The following is a 19,573-nucleotide window of genomic DNA, read 5'->3' on the forward strand; positions in this document are numbered from 1 at the left end:
GGGGGGGGGGGGGGGGGGGGGGGGGGGGGCTCACACTCCAAAGCGCGATTCTCGGCTTTGACACTTTCTTGCGATCCATAGACTCCTTTTTCTTCCTTTCTTGGAACGCCGAGCATCCAGGGTGTGCTTCCTCTGGTGACCGAAAGGTTAGTTATCAGGGGCGCGCCCCTCCAGGCTTGGTGCTGAAGTGGCACGACTCTACGGCGACAGTCGAATTCACAGGCAGTGCGTCCGCTAATTCCCTCATTTTTCTATCTCTCGGATCGAACAAGCTGCCTCCCTAAGGCTTGACGTAATAGACTTTTAAATCCATTATGGAAAAATTAATCCATAGCGTGATCAGACAAATCAAAGGTGAAGCCCATAGTAGGTTTCTGCGTGAAGGAGAACTGAATACTCATACCCATCGACCAGCTTTGAACCGATAACAGAAATGATCAGCCACTAGAAATTTTCTGGAGATTTACAATGGATAAAAATTCTAAAAAACGAACATCTGTATTCTCAAAAGGTTTGTTGCTCACAAGTTTAGTGTGGGTAACGGCTTGTAATGCCGCGCCTTTCTCAAGTGCCCATGAAGTAGATGACGTTATGGGTTTCCTCATGAGGGAGCAGCGTATCCCTGGGGCGGCAATTACAATTCTTAAAGATGGCAAGCCACTTTATACTTCCGCTTATGGATTTAGTAATCTGGAGAGCAAAACGCCTGCAACGACGGCGACTGTCTTCCAGTCTGGTTCGGTCGGAAAGATGTTTACTTCCTCCGTCATCATGCTGTTGGTACAAGACGGAAAGCTTCAGCTTGACGATCCTATTGCACCTTATTTTCCTGAAGCCAAAGGTATGTGGGACGGAATAACTATTCGCCAAGTCATGCAACAGCGTTCTGGCATACCCGACTATGAGCAATTCAATAGTATCGATATAAAACAAGACTACACAGACGAGCAACTCATTGGCCTTCTCGCGTCCAAGAAACTGGATTTCTCTCCGGGGACTCAGTATCGCTACAGCAACTCAGGCTATGTCGCGCTGGGAATGTTGATCAAGCGTGCAAGCGGGAGATTCTACGGCGATCTTCTGCGGGAAAGGCTGTTCAGTCAGTGCGATATGCAAACGGCGCAGGTCAACGTGTTGAAAACCGTTATCCCGAATCGGGCGGCCGGTTACGTTTCCAATAACGGACAGTTGGAAAATCCGGGGCCCGTCTCGCAGAGCCTGGCTCAAACCGCCGATGGAAGCCTGCTGCTGACGATCAATGACCTGGCTGCCTGGGACGCATGCTTGTCCAAAAATAAACCGTTGTCTAAAGAGTCAATCGACGCCGAGTGGGAAGTGCCTTTGATGGCCGACGGGACTCCACCCATTACCGGTTATGGATTTGGTTGGCGCAACAATATTGTGAACGGACATCGGCTTATCGATCATGGTGGGTCGTTTCAGGGATTTCATGCGCACTATGCCAGGTTTGACAATGGCCTTTCCATTGGCTTTTTGGCAAACCTTGAGACTGCTCGTAGCAATTATATAGTTAAGCGTATCGCTGGTGTTATTGATCCAGGCCTATTGCCTCTTGAAAAAGAAATTGAAGGTTCAGCGGCTACCACTGAAAAAACCAAAACGGCAATAGTTGCCTTGATGGGTGGCAAAAACGATCCTTTACTGAGTTCCGATATACGCAAGGTGTTTGATGAAAAACACGTAACAGAAATAGAGGCGTCATTTAACAAAGTCACCAATGACACTCAGTTGGTGCAAGTCGGAGAAGAAAAAATTGACGCTGTCACTCACCGTACTTACAAAGCCAGCTCTGGAAAAGTAAATTACATAGATGTTGCAGTGTTGGAAAACAAGATCGTAGGATTGAAATTTTCCTCTGAGTAGTTGGTGATTTTACAGAGGACCGCATCAAGTCCGATGACTTGATGCGGTGGCTCACTTCTAGATCCGAAACTGGCTAATCAAACGACCTAAGCGATTACCTAACTCACTGAGACTTCTGGAAGTTATTGCACCATCTTTGGCGTCCCCGGCGACCACATCAGCCGCCAGGGAGATGTGAGTCATACTACGGTTTACTTCCTCGGCCACAGCGGTCTGCTCTTCGGATGCGCTGGCCATCTGAGCGTTCATGTCGTTAATTGTATAAATCAGTTGGCTGATGGCATCCAGCGACAATCCCGCCTGGTTTGCCAGTTCCCCTGTTGTTCGGCCTGTTTCGCTGGAGCGGCCCATCGTGATCATGGCATCTTGGGTACCTTTTTGAAGCAGGCTGATCATCCCATGGATTTCCTGGGTGCTCTTTTGCGTACGGCTGGCCAAGGCTCGAACTTCGTCGGCGACCACTGCAAAACCACGACCCGCATCGCCGGCCCGTGCTGCTTCAATGGCGGCGTTCAAAGCCAATAGATTGGTTTGCTCCGCAATAGAGCGAATGACGTCAACTACACCGGCAATCAACTGCACGTCCTTGTTCAAGCTGTCCAAAGACGAGCTACTTTGTCCTATTTCCTCGATCAACGAATGAATGCTTTCGATGCTTTTGTTGACGACATCTCTTGCCTGCCCACCTACATCGCTGGTTTCTCGTGCTGCTTGCGAAGCACCTTGGGCACTGACGGAAACCTGATGCGCAGCCGTGGACATTTCATGAATGGCTGTCGCCACTTGATCAGTCTCTTGGCGCTGACGATCCATGGCCTGCTCTGAGCGCTGTGCCTGGGCCGACATATCTTCGACCAGTGCCGTCAGTTGCCCGGTCATCTCCACGATTTGACGCACAAGGTTATGAATTTTTTCCACAAACAAGTTGAACGAGTGAGCCAAATCGCCCAGCTCATCGTTGCTCGAAACTGGCAGGCGGTGTGTCAGGTCGCCATCTCCAGCGGCGATGTCGTCCAGGTTCTTCTTGATGGCCAGTAAAGGTTTCACAATGCTGTTTCCTAGCCAAATGCCAATCAGCGCCACAAGGAGCAGCACGCAAACGGCGAGGAAAAGGATGTACGCGGTGTACTGACCGATGCGCTCATAGCGCTCACTGGCGATGGCCTGTACCTGAACTTCAAGATCATCCAGATTCACTTGCGTGCCCACGATCAAGTCCCACTTCTCCAGATAAACGGTGTAACCGAGCTTGGGCGTAGGTTTCGGGCTGACGGGGGTTTGCCAGTCGTACCGGAAAAAATGTGTCCCCGTCTTGGCCGCTTCAACCAGCCCTCGAATCACATACACGCCGTTGGCATCTTTGCTATCAACAAAGCTCTTGCCGATATCGGTGTTCAGGTTGGCGGAGAACACTCGAACAGACGAAGAGTCATAGCCGTAAAAATAGTTTTGTTTAGCAAAACTCAGCGTTCGCAGAATCTTCACAGCCTGATCCCGAGCGTCGGAATCCCCATTTTTGGAAGCGTCGTATATGGGCTGAATCGACGCTTGGGCAATTTCCATATAGTGCTTCAGTGAAGTTTTTCGCTCATTGATCAAGAGGTCGCGCGTCTGCTCAACCTCCTCGGATGCCAGCTTTTGCAAAACCCAAAAAGTAATGCCGCTGATCACTGCAGCCAGCAAAAGGCCAGGGATGATCGTCAGAAGGATGACTTTGCTACGAAGACTTAGCGTCACGATGAGTTTCGCCTCACTCAAGAGATTTTATTTTTATCCACCCATTTTTATCTCGGCCAAGGCTGGCTCGACGACGCATAAAAGGAGGGAAGCTTTTAGGTTGGAGCGGTTGAGCCTGGAGCGATTTAAGGCCTTCTTTTTTTAAAAATGCTGTTAATGATCGAACGATCAATAGTAGTCTACGCTCAGCTTAAACGGCTTGTCGATGGCCGGTGAGGACGATGGCTGAGTCACCCTCAAGCCAGGTGCTGATATTGGAGATGAGCAGGCGCGATGCAGAAAGGTGGGTGCCGGCAATGAGGTATCTCGCTCAATTGCGCGCCATTGATTCAAGAGGGGGACGTTGACTACGCCGCGCATCTTTTGCGCAGGACGCAACGTGACGTTGCGTCCTGCCCATATTCTCTCGAGGGGGAGTGCCGCCTATTTTGTTGACCTGACAAACAGTAAAGCGAGTGACCTTTCATTGGAAAGTCACCGCTGTCGAACTTCAGGAGTCTATGGCATGGGCGTTTCTACAAGTGGTACAGCAACGACGATACAAAAAGCTTCAATGACCAGAGGGCTGGTGCTTCTGTTTGCATTTTGTTGCGGTGCCATCGTGGCCAACATCTATTACGCACAACCGATCATCAGCTTGATTGCCCCGGATATCGGTATGTCGAGTGGCCACGCGAGTCTTATTGTTTCGCTGACTCAGATTGGTTATGCGCTCGGATTGTTTTTCCTGGTGCCCTTGGCGGACCTGGTCGAAAACCGCCGACTGATGATAGCGACGATCGTGATTACGATCTTCAGTCTGGTCGCCGCTGGTTTAGCCCGGCAGCCGAGCGTATTTCTTGTCGTATCGGCACTCATCGGTTTCAGCTCGGTCTCCGTGCAAATGCTTATTCCATTGGCCGCGCATCTGGCTCCGGAAGAGTCTCGCGGCCGAGTGGTTGGCGGGATCATGGGAGGCTTGCTGCTGGGGATTTTGCTTGCGCGGCCGCTGTCGAGCCTGATTGCTGATCATTTGGGCTGGCGGGCAGTGTTTATCGGGGCTGCTGCCTTGATGCTCATCATCTCCATAGTGATCGGCATGACCATGCCCAAATGGCAGCCAGCCCATCGTGCGTCGTATGGTCAACTGCTGATGTCCCTTGGACAATTGTTTTGCCGCGAACCCGTATTACGTCAGCGAGCGCTTTATCAAGGGCTGATGTTTGCATCGTTCAGTTTGTTCTGGACCGCCGTACCGCTGGTGTTGAGTCGTGAGTTCGGCCTCACGCAAAGTCAGATTGCGATGTTTTCTCTGGTCGGCGCCATCGGTGCAGTCGCTGCACCTATCAGTGGTCGACTCGCTGATGCAGGGCACACTCGACGAGCCTCACAGTTGGCCATGGTGCTGGGCGTGGTGAGTTTCCTTCCAGCCTTCATTAATCCCTTTTACGGTGTGATTGGTTTGGCTGTCACCGGTGTTGCTCTGGACTTTGCTGTGCAGATGAACATGGTACTTGGCCAACGAGCCGTCTACGCCTTGGGCACCGCCAACAGAGGCCGCCTGAATGCGTTGTACATGATCAGTATCTTCGTTGGCGGTGCAATCGGTTCCTCGGTGGCCAGTTCGCTTTATGAACATGCCAGCTGGTTGGCGATTGCAGCGGTGGGAAGCGCCTTGTCGCTGGTCGCTCTGATCGCCTTCTCGATTGTTTCTCATCGAGCCGGGCAGGTTCACTGAGTCGATCGGTCGCTGGAACGCGCAATGCCCAAGATGAGAACGGGGATAGTCGAGGAGTGTCATGGACAAGTTGCTCGCATTGAAAATGTTCGTCCAGGCTGTGGATTCGAAGGGCTTTTCTTCCGCCGCTCGACAGTTGGGCCTGGCGACGTCTTCCGTGACCCGGATGATCGACGGGCTTGAGGCTGAGCTGGGCGCTGTCCTGCTTAACCGTTCCACGCGGCAAATCTCATTGTCAGATGCCGGGGCCGCCTACTACTTGAAAGCGCGGGAGGTGTTGAACGCTGTAGCCGAAGCGGATGCTTCGGTCACTGACCGTGGGGAAGTCCCCGCAGGGCATCTTCGTATTTCCGTACCCGTGGCGCTGGGACGTCGTCTGATTGCGCCGCATATCGCCGCGCTTTTGAAGCGTTACCCGCAACTCGTGTTGGACATGACGCTTTCTGACGACATTGTTGAGTTGTTGGGTGAGCGCGTCGATCTATCGATCCGGTTGGGCTCCGCAGCCGCAATGGACGGTGTAGTCAGTCGTCCTGTCGGTCATTTCAGCCGTAGGGTGGTTGCCAGTTCCGAGTACCTGAATGTGCATGGTTTCCCCGAACATCCTATGGACCTCATGCAACACGAATGCATGCGCTTTAGTTATGGCCAAAAGCAACAGGTTTGGAGTTTCTTAAAGTCCGGTGAGAAGACTCGAGTCCCTATTGAAGGCCGCTTTAAAAGCAACAATGCGGAGGTTTTGCGCGAGGTCGCGCTGGCGGGCGGAGGGGTGGCCCTTTTACCTGATTGGCTCGTCAACGATGATATTGGTAGCGGTCACCTGACGTCATTGTTCGAGTCTTTTGTTGTCAATCCGAACGACGCGAGTTCGGTTATCTCTGCGCTGTATCTCCCCAATCATCGCGGCTCCAGGCGCGTCAATGCATTTATCGATTTCATCAGCGAGTTGCTCGGGCCTGAGGGCTTGCCAGTGAGCTGATCTCGTTACCGTTGCTTAATTTTAAGCGTTGGATTTCTACGTAATGGACCACTTTCGCTGTGTAGATACAGCAGATCCGGGAGGCTTGAATGAGCGCCGCAACATTGCATTACGTGTACGACCCGTTCTGTGGCTGGTGCTATGGAGCGGCACCAATGATCACGGCGGCCACCACGATTCCTGGCCTGGAAATTCAGGCTCATGGTGTAGGCATGTTATCGGGAGACAAAAGCAAGTTTGTGTCGGGTGAATGGCGCGATTTTGTTCGTCCTCACGAAGCTCGGATTACCGCGTTCAGCAAACAAACCTTCGCAGACGCTTACGTCCAGGGCGTACTCGACCATGAAAACGTTTACCTGGACTCTTCACCGCCCATTGCAGCCATGATGACGGCTCAACAGCTGTCAGGACGCGGCATTGAAATGCTCAAGCGTTTGCAAGTCGCGTACTACCAGGAGGGACGGGCCATAGCTGAGCGAGGGGTGATTGCCGACATTGCCGGCGAGCTTGGCTTTGAATCAGATAGGTTTATGGCGGCTTTTGATTCGGTCACCGCAGACTCATTGCAGGATCATCTTGAGCGCAGCAACGGGATGCTGGAAGCCCTGAATGCGCGTGGCTTTCCAGCATTTGCGCTGGAAATCGATGGCGAGATGGAAGTGTTGGCCATGGGGCATTATTTAAGTCGACCCACATTGTTCAAGACGGATATTGAAAGCCGCCTGGCCAAATAGGTGTGGTTCATAGCCAGCACATTCTTTTGTTTTGTATGATGCCTGAATGAAGCTCTAGTGAGGCGTTATGCAAGACTCAAAAAATGTGGACGAGAACGAGCCAGGCAAGTCAAAGGACTCCGCAAGCCTCGTCAAATCGACAACTCGACGCCTTTCGCCAGAGGTCAGGGAAAAGCAGATTGTGCAGAAAGCCATCGAGCATTTTGCGACGTGCGGATTCTCGGGGAGCACCCGTGAGCTGGCGCGACAACTTGATGTTACCCAGCCTTTACTCTATCGATATTTCCCTAGCAAAGAGGCGCTGATAGATCGCGTGTACGACGAGGTGTACCAGTGGGATTCCTCGTGGGAAGCGATGATCAAGGATCGCTCGGAACCCCTTCAGTCTCGTCTGGTTCGTTTCTATACCTCATACGCAGGGGTGATTCTGCGGCGGGAATGGATTCGTATCTTCGTTTTCGCCGGGCTGACACGTGAAGGTATCAACGATCGGTATCTCGCCAAATTGCGTGAGCGAGTCTTCATTCCTGTCATCGCGGAGATTCGCCATGCTCATGGATTGGCACCCTCCTCAGGTGAAACGATCAATGACAAAGAGCTGGAATTGATCTGGAGTTTGCATGCCAGCATTTTCTATATCGGCGTGCGCAAATGGATTTACGATCTTCCAGTAACGGAGGACATTGATGCGCTGATCGAGCAGATGGTCGATGCATTCCTTAACGGCAGTCCCCACGTATTGCAACAAGTCGATAACGACCTCGGCGAGAATCCTCGCTTGAATTGACCGGCTTCAATTTGAGTTAGTCTTTCTGCTTTACCCGCCCGCTGAACTTTTGCTTTGCCTCTCTTTTTTGTCGACCACTCATCACCTGTTTCAGTCTTCAGCTGATCAGGTGGTAGGGGGCGTACGCATGTCATTTAGCCCTGAAAAGCCCTTTCCCAACGCTTGAAACCCGCTTCCCCTTTGCGCCGCCATGAGGTGGTTCAGGCCAGCCCTCAAAAATTTGACCCATCGGCTATTTACTTCAATTTCGTCAGGACGTATTGTTTATCGAGTGATAAATAAATACAAAAAACGTTGGAGGCACCATGCAAGTCCTGAAGCTCGCTCATTACTCGATCCGGTCGTTCGACCTGGAGAAGTCCAGCCGATTTTATGAAAGGGTGCTCGGTTTTACCCCTGGCTATCGACCGCCGTTCGATTTTCCTGGCGTTTGGTTGTACATGGGAGGAGATGAGGAGGACTTTGGCACGGTCCACATTATCGGGATTGACCCTTCCAACCCCGAAGGTCTGAAGAACTACCTCGGCGATAAAGAAATCCCGCTGACAGGCACTGGAACCGTTGACCACATTGCCTTTCTGGTCACTGGCCTGGTTGCATTCTGGAGCGTCTTCAAGGCCGAAGGCATTGCCTGGCGTGATCGCACCGTTCCGAGCCTCGGCCTGCATCAGGTTTTCATCGAAGATCCGTCAGGTGTCACCATCGAGCTCAATTTTCCAGCCTCCGAGATTGAAGCGGTTGGTTCTTACGCCTCCCATGTAGCTGCCACTGTGGGAGAGCGGCCATGATCAATACGTTGAATAAACCCCGCGCTATTGTCGTGGGTGGTTCGCTGGGTGGCCTGTTTGCAGCAAATATGCTGTTACGCAAAGGTTGGGATGTTGAAGTTTTCGAGCGTGTTCCGGATGAACTCGCTGGACGAGGCGCCGGGATCGTTACACACCCTGAATTGTTCGAGGCGATGGCCGCTGCGGGAATTCCCCTCGATGCATCTGTCGGTATCAATGTGCTTTCGCGTGTCACGTTGGCCCAGGACGGCGATGTGGTACTTGAAAACGCGCTCCCTCAGACGTTGACCGCGTGGGGGAAAATGTACCAGGTTCTTCGCGCCGCATTTCCGGACTCGCTGTACCGCTGCGGTGGTAGCGTCATCTCGGTTGAAAGCACTGACACGCATGCCAGCGTCACGTTGGCCGATGGCACAACTCATCAAGCGGACGTCATTATTGCCGCTGATGGATTTCGGTCGACAATCCGCCAGCATTTTTTACCTGACGTACACCTGCAATACGCTGGATATATCGCATGGCGTGGGTTAGTCGATGAAAGTGCTCTATCGGACTCTGCCCACGCAGCGCTATTCGATAAATTCGCTTTTTGTTTGCCGCCACACGAGCAGATCCTGGGGTATCCAGTTGCCGGGCACTCCAACAGCACTCTTGTAGGCGAACGCCGTTATAACTTCGTGTGGTACCGCACCAGTGACGACGACGATTTGCGCGATTTGTTGAGGGACGAAAGCGGGAAACAATTTGAAGGTGGAATTCCTCCGGCGCTGATACGCCGTGATGTGCTCGACACTATGTACCAGTCCGCCGAGACATTACTTGCCCCGCAGTTCGCCGAAGTTGTAAAGAAAGCCGCGCAACCGTTATTCCAGCCCATTTACGACCTGGAAGTACCGAAGATGAATTTCGGGCGTGTCGCTTTGCTCGGCGACGCGGCATTTGTGGCGCGTCCCCATTGCGGAATGGGTGTTACCAAGGCCGCCGGTGATGCGTTGGCAATCGTCGAAGCACTTGAGCGACATGCATCCGTCGAAGAGGCACTGGCGGACTATAGCGAGCAACGCTGTCGTTTCGGGGCGTCGATTGTTCAGCATGCCAGGCATTTGGGTGCGTATATGCAGGCGCAACTGAAAAGCGAGGAAGAGCGCGAAATGGCTGAGTTGTACCGAACCCCGGAAGCCGTAATGCGCGAGACAGCGGTGCCCGTGAAGTTTTAATACAGCCAAAAGCCCTTTGCAGGAGACAACCATGGAACATGCATATCCGCAAGACGGTGGCTCGGCCCTGTCCGCTGAACAGGTTGATAACGCTATTCAAAACCCGATTCTCGAAAATCCGGAGTTTCGTGCTTTGGTAAAACAGCGACGGATATTTTCGTGGAGTATGACTGCCCTGATGCTGGCAGTTTATTTCGGATTTATTCTTTCTCTAGCCTTTATACCGGCCCGTTTGGGTACACCTATCATCGAAGGGCAACCGATGACATGGGGCGTGCCAATTGGCTTTGGAATGCTCGCCTTCACGATTCTTCTCGTTGCTGTCTACGTATGGCGAACTAATACCTGCTACGACCCTAAAATAAAAACAATCATCAGGAGCTTCAACAAATGAAGCGTCTACTTATTGCAGTCTCAGCCATCCTGGCTTCGGTAGCGGTATACGCTGCCGACGCTCCGAGCACAGTCCACAAACATAACCCCATTGCCATCGGCATGTTTCTAGCGTTTGTTATTTTTACTCTGTTTGTCACACGATGGGCCGCACGCAAAAACAATAGTGTTGCCGATCACTATGCCGCAGGCGGAAAAATTACCGGCTTCCAAAATGGTTGGGCCATTGCCGGAGACTATATGTCCGCGGCGTCTTTGCTGGGTATCTCCGCGTTGGTGTTTACCAGCGGTTTTGATGGACTGATCTACTCAATCGGTTTCCTTGCAAGCTGGCCGATCATTCTGTTCCTGATTGCCGAACCATTACGCAATCTAGGTCGCTACACGCTGGCGGACGTACTGTCCTATCGCCTGAAACAACGACCCATACGAGCGTTTGCGGCGTCCAGTTCGATCGTGATCGTTCTGCTTTATCTGGTTTCTCAGCTGGTAGGCGCTGGAAAGCTGGTGGAATTGCTATTCGGTTTCGATTACACCGCAGCTGTGCTTCTCGTCGGTACGCTAATGGTCATCTATGTTTTCTTTGGCGGGATGCTGGCAACCACCTGGATTCAGATCATCAAGGCAGTCTTATTGCTGACTGGCTGTGTCTTCATGGCTTTCATGGTCTTGTCCGAATTCGGATTCAGCCTGAACCAGCTGTTCACTCAAGCTACCCAAGTGCATCCATCCCATGTAGCAATCATGAGTCCAGGAGGGCTGATTACTGACCCGGTGTCTGCGATTTCCCTGGGACTGGCATTAGTCTTCGGTACGGCAGGTCTTCCACATATTCTCATGCGGTTCTTCACCGTCGGTAACGTCAAGGCTGCGCGCCAAAGTATTCTTTATGCCACCGGTCTTGTCGGCATAGGGTACGCACTGATCGTCATCATCGGTTTCGGCACCATCGCCCTGGTTGCCAGCAATCCTGCCTATCATGATGCGTCAGGTGGAATATTGGGTGGCGTTAATATGGTTGCGATTCACCTCGCACATAACGTCGGCGGCAATGTCTTCCTCGGGTTTATGTGTGCGGTATCGTTCTCGACAATATTGGCAGTAGTGGCGGGGTTGACCCTTGCAGGCTCGTCTGCCGTTTCTCATGATCTTTATGCACATGCCTTGCGCCGTGGTACCGCAAGCGACCGTGAAGAAATGCGCGTCTCTCGTGTTACAACCATCGTGCTGGGTGTGTTGTCGATTCTGCTGGCGATTGCTTTCGAGAAACAGAACATCGCATTTATTGTGAGCTTAACGTTCTCCATCGCCGCAAGTTCCAATTTTCCAGTGCTGTTGTTGTCGATTTACTGGAAGGGTTTAACGACGCGTGGCGCCGTGATTGGCGGATCGTTGGGGCTGGTGTCTGCAATTACCCTGTGCATTCTCAGTCCTACTGTTTGGGTCAAGATTCTCCATCATCAGCAAGCCTGGTTCCCGTATGAATACCCGGCTCTGTTCTCAATGGCTGTCGCATTTATCGGTATTTTCTGGTTCTCCATTACTGATCGTTCCGCCAGCGCCGTAGTTGAACGCAGTCGATTCGAAAATCAGTTGGTCGATACGGAGTTGGGTACGCCGGCAACATGGAAGGCGCAACTTAAAGCTGATTAAGTCAGGTGATAGTTGTCTATATTAAATAATTACAATTTTCTGCATGAAAGTGTAGCTCCTGCAACGCCGGTCGCGAGAAGTTGATTTTTAATAAGCGAACTATGGTTTGGCTGTGTGCTTCTCGCGCACCATAAGCTGTCGGAATACCTACGTCTGGAAAGTCGCTTAATAGTTCATACAAAAATAACAATTTAAACTTGGGTGAAAATAAATGAAGTGTACTTTTGCTGTGGCGGCAGCCATGTGTGTATTGGCGCAGCAAGCCCATGCGGCTGGTTTTGTCGATGATAGTAAGGCAGCGATTAAACTGCGTAACTTCTATATCAATAGCGATTACCGAGACTCGGCAACACCCGCTCAGAAAGCAGCCAACCAGAGTTATCAAGCGGAGTGGGGGCAAGCCTTCCAACTCGAATTCATCTCGGGTTATACCCCGGGGCCTGTGGGTTTTGGTGTTGATGCGTTGGGTATGCTGGGCGTCAGGCTGGATTCAAGCGCCGGTAAACATGGCAATCCGACGGGCACGAACTACGGTGGCGTGGTATTTCCAAGTGACGGCGACCATGCGGTTGACGATTTCTCCAACTTGGGGCTGACCGGGAAAATGAAAATATCCAAGACCGAACTGAAGCTTGGAACTCTGGTCCCAAAACTGCCGGTGATCTTCAGCAATGACGGGCGTTTGTTGCCTCAAACTTGGCAAGGAACCCAGGTTTCTTCGGCCGACATCAAAGACCTGACCTTGATCGGTGGGCAAATTGAAGAGGTGAAGGGGCGCAACTCCAGCAACAATGAAAATATGTCCATTGCAGGCGCCAATAATGCAGTCACTGGCCGCTTCAGTAATAAATTCATTTACGCCGGTGGCGATTACAAGCTGACTAAAGATCTAACCTTGCAGTACTACTACGGCAATCTCAAAGATTTTTATAAGCAGAATTTTCTTGGCCTGATTCACAACTGGGCAATCGGACCTGGTGTGCTGACCAGTGATGTTCGATACTTTAATAGCAAGGATGATGGTGCAAACGGCCATGATCCTGCGTATTTTACGACGGGCTACTACGGCGGTAACACGCTGAAAGGAAAAGTCGATAACGATTTGTACAGTGGGTTGTTTACCTACGCGGTTGCGGGTCACACTTTCGGAGCAGGCTATGAGGTCAGTGATGGGAAAAGTGACTTCCCTTATTTGAACCAGGGGGACGGCCCCACCACCTACACCATCACGGAAATGCAGGTTCAGAAGTTTGTTCGTGCTGGCGAGAAGTCGTGGCAAGCCCGTTACTCTTTTGACTTCGCAAAACTGGGTCTGCCTGGTGCGACGGCAGGTGTTGTGTATGTTAAAGGTAATGATATCAATACTGTCGCATCTAGCAATTCCAGCGAATGGGAACGTGATATTACGCTCGCCTATGTCGTGCAGTCAGGTCCCTTCAAAGGCTTGGGTGTCATGTGGAAAAATGCAATGGTGCGCAATAATATCCCGAACGCCCGCCAACAAGATGAGAATCGCGTGATTATAAATTACCAATTGGCATTGTTTTGATTTTTAAACGCAGGCGATAGTTTGTAGCGGAAACTATGCGGTGAGTCAGTGCTGTTGTGACTGGCCACTGTAACTGACAGGCAGCGCTTTAACAGGTGTTGCATGTACATGTCGTTCTCTTCCAACGGCATGTTTTTAAGTAGAGTAACGTTTCCCTTAGTTGGGGTAGGGCGGTGCAAGTGATCCTTCACCGCCCTTTTTTATTCTGCACGGGGGTCGTTCATGATCCCGGAGCATCCAGCCAACCACGTCGCGCCAACGGCAGATCCAGCAAGCGCTTGCCGATGGCATCACTGATGGCATTGCCCAGCGCCGCGGCCATGGGGCCCTGGACGATTTCCGCCGCGCCGAGGAATGGCTGGCCGGGTTGATCAATCATGTGCACCTCGACCTGTTTCGGCAGCTCGGGAAAACGCATGATCGGATAGCCGCTCCAGTCGAAGCTATGCATGCCGCTGGCGTCATAGAGGATTCGTTCATAGAGCGTCCAGCTGGCGGACTGAACGATGCCACCCTGGACCTGATTGAGTAGCCCATCGGGGCTGACTATTTGCCCCACATCGACGGCGGCCACCACCCGATCGATCGTCACTTGCCCGGTCTGCCGTTGCACATGCAGCTGCACGGCGATGGCGCAGTAACCCATGATGTTTTTATAGCGAGCGAAGGCGAAGCCGATTCCGCTGCCGGGGCCAGTTGCCTTTTGCGCCCAACCGAAGCTGCTGGCCACACGTTCCACCACCGCCCGTGCTCGTGGATCGCTCAAGTGATTGAGGCGAAATTGCACCGGGTCCACGGCGGCCTGCGCTGCCAGTTCATCGACAGTGCTCTCGATGGCGAACACGTTGATATGGGCGCCGAGCGAACGCATGGCCGAGGTCCTGAACGGCATGGTCAGAACGAAGTTCAGATCGACCTGCAGGTTGGGTATCTCGTACAACGGAACCGAGTTACGGTCGCCGTCACCCTCGGGCTGGGCAATAGGGATCGAAGGGGCTGGGGTGAAGGGCCTGGCCAACAGCCACGCCGGTAACAAGCGCCCGGCATTGACGATACGTTCGTTGTGCGGCGTGCTCCAGAGTTCGTATTTCCAGTCCCGAAGGCGCCCGCTGTCGTCCAGTCCTGCTTCCACTTCGGCAAGCATCGCCGAGCTGTAGGGCTCCCAAAGATTTTCCTGCTCGCGCATCCATTGCACTCGTATCGGCTTGCCGGGTATGGCCATGGCGATCAGCGCGGCATCGGCTGCGGCGTCATCCGCGCCGTTGTGGCCGTAGCAACCGGAGCCTTCGGCGTGGATGCAACGTACCTGAGCCACCGGCAGGCCGACCATCTCGGCGATGCCCATGCGCAGAGGGTAGACGCCTTGAGTGTGGGTCCAGACGGTCAGTGTTCCGTCCCTGAACCAGGCTACTGAACAAGACGGCCCGATGGAGCCGTGCATGAGGTATTGCTTGGTCACCCGTGCCTTGTAGGCGCGTGGCGCAGGTTGCGCGAGGTTGCCCTTGGCACTCACCGGGTAGCGTCGCGCTGGCAACTCGGTGAGGAGTTGATGGATATGTGTTGAGTCGGGCAGCGGATTACCTTCTGTCCAACGGGCAGAGGCGTAGCCTTCGCGCATCGCTTTGACTGCCAGCCATTCATCGGTGGCGACCACGGCGAGGTAACTGCCGTTGCGGACCAGTTTCACCACACCGGGGAGTTTTTTGAGGGCCGCCTCGTCGATGTCCAGCAGCTGACTGCCGCGCCGGGGTGGGCGTATCACACGGGCATGCAGCATGTCGGGCAGACGCATGTCTTGCACATAAGCCGCACCGCCGCTGACCTTGGCTGGAATGTCCAGTCGAGGCAATGATGTGCCGATCAGGGTGAAGCTGCTGGCAGGCTTGAAGGGCGAGCTGGCCGATGCGAAGCGATGCAGTTGAACCCCGACAACCGCTTGCACGTAGGTCATGCTGCGACCTTGCGCATCGTAGATCACGGCGTCCCGCGTGCTCAGGCTGTCGACTTTCTGCTGCCATTGCCGTGCCGCAGATTCGAGTAATAGCTGACGCACCTGGGCCGCGGCGTTGAAAAGTGCAGTGCCGCTGTCGACGATTGTATGGCTGCCGGCGGTATAGCCTTCATTGGGTGTCAGCGCGGTGTCGGCGGTGAGAAAACGGATGAGCCCGGGCGACACTTCCAGGCGCTCGGCGGCGATCTGCAGGAGCGCCGTTTTGACGCCGGTGCCCAGCTCCACTTTGCCGGTGTAGACGGTAATGCCATCTTTCGCGTCAATGCGGATCCAGGCGTCCAGATAGGGAGTGGCACGCAGGCTGCCCGGCAGGTCAGGTGCCAGGATTTGCGTGCCCAAGGTGTCCACTTCGGTGTCGGCGAAGGCGCGCGGAATGCCCGGAAGCATCGCGAAACCCATCACCAACGCACCATTGATCACGAACGCACGGCGGCTCAGATTGACGTTTTGCGTCGAGGTTTTCATACCTTGGCCCCCTGCGCGATGACCGACTTGATAGCGGCGAGGATCCGCACATGGGTGCCGCAGCGACACAGGTTGGGTGCCATGTGGCGACGGATCGTTTCATCATCCGGATGAGGATTGGCCTCCAACAAAGCCTGTGCCCGTACGATCATCCCCGCGATGCAATAACCGCACTGCGCCGCCTGTTCGTCGATAAAGGCCTTCTGCAACGGCCCCGGTTGGTCGGCGCTGCCCAGGCTCTCCACGGTGCGCACAGATTTTCCCGCCAGCGCGCCGCACGGTGTCAGGCATGAAAACACCGGTTTGTCGTCTACTAAAACCGTGCAAGCGCCGCACTGCCCGAGGCCGCAGCCGTACTTGGCACCATTGAGTCCCACCTGGTTGCGCAAGGCATAAAGCAGCGGCATGTCTTGCGCAATGTCCAGTACATGAGTCTTGCCGTTGATGTCGAGTGTGATCACGGTTGCTGCTCCTGAGCGCGAATGCTCTTGATAGTTTTCTCCAGGTCCGTCCAGGGTCTGGTCGCGCAGCTGTCGGTGCGCAAATACTCGGCAATGGCGGCCAGATGGCTATCGTCGAGGTTGTGTGCGAAGGCCGGCATGTAGTGGCTGGGAGCGGCACTGGACATCGGAATGCCTTGCAGGATGGTTTGGATTAAATTGCGTGGTGAGTCCGCCGTTACTGCCGAAGTGCTTGCCAGAGCGGGCCTCGATTCAATGGCGCGCATCGGGGCGGCGGTGCCGTGGCAGCTCGCGCAGGCACCTTCGAATAACGAGGCGCCCAGAAGCGCCTTGGCACTGGGCTTGGGCTCAGAGGTACAGGGCGGCAACGTCGCGTCCGGTGAGGTTTTCTTGAGGTCAAGAATGTACTGCGCGATGGCATGGGCATCTTCCTCCGGCATCTGCGCGATGCTCAGGCTGACCGGCAACATCGGGCCCGCTGCTGCGCCGTGTCCTTCGGCGACCTCGCCGGTCAGGTAGGCGACCAGTTGGGCTTCATTCCAGGGATGTTGCGCAGAGGCCATTGCGCGCAGGGCAGGGGCCGTCCAGCCGTCGACGATACCGCCGTTGAACAGCTCGCTGCTTTTCTCCCCGCCAATCAAATTCAGGGGCGAATGGCAGGATGAACAGTGTCCCGCGCCCTCGACCAGATAGCGTCCACGGTTCCATTGCGCTGTTTGCCCGGGAAGTGGTTCCAGTGGATCCCCATGCAGGAACAGCAGGTTCCAGAAAGACACCAGCGGACGGAAATTCATGGGAAAGACCATATGGTTTTCCGGTGCGGTGTAGTTGACCGGGTCCACGCTCATCAGGAAGGCATAGGCATCCGCAATATCTGCATCGCTCATCTTTCGGTAATGCACGTAGGGGAACGCCGGATAGAGAAAATGGCCGTCGCGCGCGATGCCTTCACGCATGGCCCGTTCAAAGGCGTCCAGCGACCACTGGCCGATACCGGTTTCCCGGTCTGGGGTTATGTTGGTGGTGAAGAGTGTTCCGAAGGGCGTTACCAGCGGCAATCCTCCCGCCATGTAAGCGCCGCCAGGTCGTGTGTGGCAGACCGCACAATCGCCCGCTTCGACGACGCGTCGGCCTCTGTCCAGGGTCTCGCGATCTGCATTTTCGGGCGGGCTGACAGTGGCGATTTCCGGTCTCCACATCATCCAGAATGCAAACCCTATCCCCACGATGCCGATTGCCAGAACGGCACCGATGATCGTATTGCGCTTCATCGCCTTACCTCTCGAGCTCAGTTAACGACAGATTTTTCAATCCGCCGCGTGCGATTGGCGTACGGCGACTTTCTGTGGCGTGAGCTTAGAGAGGGCGGTTGTGATGGAGTACCCCATCAAGGCGCAACGCTACATTGCGCCCAGCGCAACGACGTCAGAATTAACAACCGTTAACTCGCGCCACTTGCGCGCTTGTCCAAAGATGGATCCTCAAGGAATGTACCGATGGCATTGAAGGAGTTTCATGGACAAGCTGCTCGCACTGAAAATGTTCATCCAGTCGGTAGATTCCAAGGGCTTTTCGGCGGCCGCCAGGCAACTCAATCTGGCGACTTCTTCAGTGACCAGAATGATCGACAGGCTTGAGGGTGACCTCGGTACCGTGCTGCTTAATCGCTCTACCCGGCAAGTCACGTTGACGGATGCTGGGAGTGCTTATTACTTGAAAGGCCGGGATATTCTGAATGCCATGGCGGAGGCTGACGAGTCGGTTTCGGATCGTGGTGAAGTGCCCGCAGGGCAGCTGCGTATTTCGGTCCCCGTGGCGTTTGGACACCGCCTCATCGCCCCTCATATCTCCACGCTTTTAGAGCGTTACCCAATGCTCATGCTGGATATGACGTTATCTGACGACATCGTCGATCTGCTCGGCGAAAGCATCGATCTATCGATCCGGATGGGGTCGCCGGCGGCGATGGAAGCTGTGGTCAGTCGCCGCATCGGCAGCTTTCGACGCCGGGTGGTCGCCAGTGCCGAGTACCTGAATGCTCGCGGACTTCCTGACCAACCCATGGACCTCATGCGATACGAGTGCATGTGCTTCAACTACGGTGCACCGCAGCAGGTCTGGACATTTACAGGCAAGGGACAAGCGATTCGCGTGCCCGTCGACGGGCAGTTCAAGAGCAACAATGCCGAGGTTTTGCGTGACGTGGTACTGGCCGGTAGCGGGGTGGCGCTTTTGCCCGATTGGCTGGTCAATGATGATATCGACAGTGGTCGATTGACGTCCTTGTTCGACGCTTTTGTCGTCAATCCGGACAGCGCAAGTTCGGCGATCTCGGCCCTGTACCTGCCCAACCACCGCGGCTCGAAACGTATCAATACGTTCATTGATTTCCTCACCGAGTTACTCGGATCGGAGTGTCAGCTCGTGGGCTGATCGCCCCACCTTTGCGTTTTGCGAAACGCAACGTTGTGCAGAAGGTGGATTCTCTGACGGGGGCCGGCCGCCTACCGTGGGGGTGTGAAAACATTCAACCACGGAGACTGCCATGAGTTTGCACTCATCCAAGATTCAGGTGACTTACGACTTCATCTGCCCATGGTGCTGGATCGGTGAGGAAAATCTCGAACGCGCGCTTGCCGCTTCGGATTATTCAGCTGACGGCCACATTACGTTCCTGCCTTATCAGTTGAACCCGGACATGCCTGTTCAGGGCATGGATCGTAAAGCCTACCGCTCTGGCAAGTTCGGCAGCTGGGCGCGTAGCCAGGCCATGGACGCACAGGTGACCCACGCCGGCAAGGCTGTCGGTCTGGAGTTCGATTATCAACGAGTCGAAAAAACCCCCAACACCTTGGCAGGGCATCGGCTGGTATGGCGAGAGCAACTGGCGGGTAGAGACGCGTCCCTCCTGATCAAGGCCATTTTCAAGGCGTACTTCAGCGAGGGGCGGGATATCGGCGACCTCAATGTGCTGGCCGACATCGCTGCCGAAACGGGGCTGGACCGGGGGGCAGTTGTCGACTTTCTCAACACCGAGGAAGGCACCGCTGAAGTCCTGAAGCTGGAGGCCATAACCAAGGCCTCCGGTGTGCGCTCGGTACCGAGTATTCAGATCGCAGACGACGTCATCAGTGGTGCTCAGCCCATCGAAGTAATGATCCAGATACTAAGACGAAGCCAGGCGGCTTAAGCCGTTTT

16 protein-coding genes are annotated in these 19,573 nt (G+C 54.1%); 12 read left to right on the forward strand and 4 right to left on the reverse strand.

All coding sequences use genetic code 11. The features are described 5' to 3' along the window. Window positions 1-468: 468 nt before the first annotated feature. Window positions 469-1,884 carry a serine hydrolase domain-containing protein gene (locus KGA82_RS16090; protein ID WP_223451187.1) on the forward strand — a complete coding sequence of 472 codons (1,416 nt, stop codon included), beginning with the start codon at window positions 469-471 and terminating at the stop codon, window positions 1,882-1,884. Window positions 1,885-1,941: 57 nt separating this feature from the next. On the opposite strand, the gene KGA82_RS16095 is transcribed toward KGA82_RS16090, so the two are convergent. After that, window positions 1,942-3,621 (reverse strand): methyl-accepting chemotaxis protein, encoded by a 1,680-nt coding sequence (locus tag KGA82_RS16095; protein WP_223451232.1) that lies wholly within the window; start codon window positions 3,619-3,621, stop codon window positions 1,942-1,944. Between the two features lie 505 nt (window positions 3,622-4,126). Here KGA82_RS16095 and KGA82_RS16100 point away from each other — a divergent pair. From KGA82_RS16100 to KGA82_RS16140, 9 genes are all read left to right on the forward strand, one after another. Beyond that, complete coding sequence (locus KGA82_RS16100; protein ID WP_223451189.1) at window positions 4,127-5,338, forward strand: MFS transporter; 1,212 nt, start codon at window positions 4,127-4,129, stop codon at window positions 5,336-5,338. A gap of 61 nt (window positions 5,339-5,399) precedes the next feature. Continuing rightward, window positions 5,400-6,317 (forward strand): LysR family transcriptional regulator, encoded by a 918-nt coding sequence (locus tag KGA82_RS16105; RefSeq protein WP_223451191.1) that lies wholly within the window; start codon window positions 5,400-5,402, stop codon window positions 6,315-6,317. 89 nt (window positions 6,318-6,406) lie between these two features. Beyond that, entirely contained in the window at window positions 6,407-7,051 is a 645-nt protein-coding gene (locus KGA82_RS16110) for a DsbA family protein (RefSeq protein ID WP_223451199.1), read from the forward strand. Window positions 7,052-7,118: 67 nt separating this feature from the next. Then, entirely contained in the window at window positions 7,119-7,838 is a 720-nt protein-coding gene (locus KGA82_RS16115; RefSeq protein ID WP_223451201.1) for a TetR/AcrR family transcriptional regulator, read from the forward strand. A 305-nt stretch (window positions 7,839-8,143) separates the two neighbouring features. Beyond that, complete coding sequence (locus KGA82_RS16120) at window positions 8,144-8,626, forward strand: VOC family protein (protein WP_223434848.1); 483 nt, start codon at window positions 8,144-8,146, stop codon at window positions 8,624-8,626. Next, on the forward strand, window positions 8,623-9,843 hold the full coding sequence (locus KGA82_RS16125; RefSeq protein ID WP_008037515.1) for an FAD binding domain-containing protein: 1,221 nt from the start codon (window positions 8,623-8,625) through the stop codon (window positions 9,841-9,843). The genes KGA82_RS16120 and KGA82_RS16125 overlap by 4 nt, the downstream gene beginning before the upstream one ends. Window positions 9,844-9,874: 31 nt before the next feature. After that, entirely contained in the window at window positions 9,875-10,237 is a 363-nt protein-coding gene (locus tag KGA82_RS16130) for a DUF485 domain-containing protein (RefSeq protein WP_008037511.1), read from the forward strand. Further along, window positions 10,234-11,889, forward strand: a complete 1,656-nt coding sequence (locus KGA82_RS16135; RefSeq protein ID WP_008037510.1) for a cation acetate symporter — start codon at window positions 10,234-10,236, stop codon at window positions 11,887-11,889. Before KGA82_RS16130 ends, KGA82_RS16135 begins: the two co-directional genes overlap by 4 nt. Before the next feature lie 211 nt (window positions 11,890-12,100). Continuing rightward, complete coding sequence (locus KGA82_RS16140) at window positions 12,101-13,438, forward strand: OprD family porin (RefSeq protein WP_032832366.1); 1,338 nt, start codon at window positions 12,101-12,103, stop codon at window positions 13,436-13,438. 220 nt (window positions 13,439-13,658) lie between these two features. Here the strand turns inward: KGA82_RS16140 and KGA82_RS16145 are convergent, their stop codons facing one another. The 3 genes from KGA82_RS16145 to KGA82_RS16155 are packed head-to-tail and all read right to left on the reverse strand — an operon-like array spanning window position 13,659 to window position 17,646. Next, the gene (locus KGA82_RS16145; protein WP_223451203.1) at window positions 13,659-15,914 is read right to left on the reverse strand and encodes a xanthine dehydrogenase family protein molybdopterin-binding subunit; all 2,256 of its coding nucleotides are present in this window, start codon (window positions 15,912-15,914) and stop codon (window positions 13,659-13,661) included. Further along, window positions 15,911-16,375 carry a (2Fe-2S)-binding protein gene (locus KGA82_RS16150; RefSeq protein WP_008037507.1) on the reverse strand — a complete coding sequence of 155 codons (465 nt, stop codon included), beginning with the start codon at window positions 16,373-16,375 and terminating at the stop codon, window positions 15,911-15,913. Before KGA82_RS16150 ends, KGA82_RS16145 begins: the two co-directional genes overlap by 4 nt. Continuing rightward, window positions 16,372-17,646, reverse strand: coding sequence for a c-type cytochrome (locus KGA82_RS16155; RefSeq protein ID WP_223451205.1), 1,275 nt, complete (start codon window positions 17,644-17,646; stop codon window positions 16,372-16,374). Before KGA82_RS16155 ends, KGA82_RS16150 begins: the two co-directional genes overlap by 4 nt. A gap of 244 nt (window positions 17,647-17,890) precedes the next feature. On the opposite strand from KGA82_RS16155, the gene KGA82_RS16160 reads away from it, so the two are divergent. Beyond that, entirely contained in the window at window positions 17,891-18,808 is a 918-nt protein-coding gene (locus KGA82_RS16160) for a LysR family transcriptional regulator (protein ID WP_223451207.1), read from the forward strand. A gap of 112 nt (window positions 18,809-18,920) precedes the next feature. Next, complete coding sequence (locus KGA82_RS16165) at window positions 18,921-19,565, forward strand: DsbA family oxidoreductase (RefSeq protein ID WP_223451209.1); 645 nt, start codon at window positions 18,921-18,923, stop codon at window positions 19,563-19,565. Window positions 19,566-19,573 lie beyond the last annotated feature (8 nt).

The sequence above is a fragment of the Pseudomonas sp. BF-RE-22 genome, assembly GCF_019956155.1.
Classification (GTDB): Bacteria; Pseudomonadota; Gammaproteobacteria; order Pseudomonadales; family Pseudomonadaceae; genus Aquipseudomonas; species Aquipseudomonas migulae.

What these genes read in the sequence shown, in the direction of transcription:
- KGA82_RS16090 (WP_223451187.1), top strand. Translation starts at nt 469, where the DNA reads ATGGATAAAAATTCTAAAAAACGAACATCTGTATTCTCAAAAGGTTTG.
- KGA82_RS16100 (WP_223451189.1), top strand. Translation starts at nt 4,127, where the DNA reads ATGGGCGTTTCTACAAGTGGTACAGCAACGACGATACAAAAAGCTTCA.
- KGA82_RS16105 (WP_223451191.1), top strand. Translation starts at nt 5,400, where the DNA reads ATGGACAAGTTGCTCGCATTGAAAATGTTCGTCCAGGCTGTGGATTCG.
- KGA82_RS16110 (WP_223451199.1), top strand. Translation starts at nt 6,407, where the DNA reads ATGAGCGCCGCAACATTGCATTACGTGTACGACCCGTTCTGTGGCTGG.
- KGA82_RS16115 (WP_223451201.1), top strand. Translation starts at nt 7,119, where the DNA reads ATGCAAGACTCAAAAAATGTGGACGAGAACGAGCCAGGCAAGTCAAAG.
- KGA82_RS16120 (WP_223434848.1), top strand. Translation starts at nt 8,144, where the DNA reads ATGCAAGTCCTGAAGCTCGCTCATTACTCGATCCGGTCGTTCGACCTG.
- KGA82_RS16125 (WP_008037515.1), top strand. Translation starts at nt 8,623, where the DNA reads ATGATCAATACGTTGAATAAACCCCGCGCTATTGTCGTGGGTGGTTCG.
- KGA82_RS16130 (WP_008037511.1), top strand. Translation starts at nt 9,875, where the DNA reads ATGGAACATGCATATCCGCAAGACGGTGGCTCGGCCCTGTCCGCTGAA.
- KGA82_RS16135 (WP_008037510.1), top strand. Translation starts at nt 10,234, where the DNA reads ATGAAGCGTCTACTTATTGCAGTCTCAGCCATCCTGGCTTCGGTAGCG.
- KGA82_RS16140 (WP_032832366.1), top strand. Translation starts at nt 12,101, where the DNA reads ATGAAGTGTACTTTTGCTGTGGCGGCAGCCATGTGTGTATTGGCGCAG.
- KGA82_RS16145 (WP_223451203.1), bottom strand. Translation starts at nt 15,914, where the DNA reads ATGAAAACCTCGACGCAAAACGTCAATCTGAGCCGCCGTGCGTTCGTG.
- KGA82_RS16155 (WP_223451205.1), bottom strand. Translation starts at nt 17,646, where the DNA reads ATGAAGCGCAATACGATCATCGGTGCCGTTCTGGCAATCGGCATCGTG.
- KGA82_RS16160 (WP_223451207.1), top strand. Translation starts at nt 17,891, where the DNA reads ATGGACAAGCTGCTCGCACTGAAAATGTTCATCCAGTCGGTAGATTCC.
- KGA82_RS16165 (WP_223451209.1), top strand. Translation starts at nt 18,921, where the DNA reads ATGAGTTTGCACTCATCCAAGATTCAGGTGACTTACGACTTCATCTGC.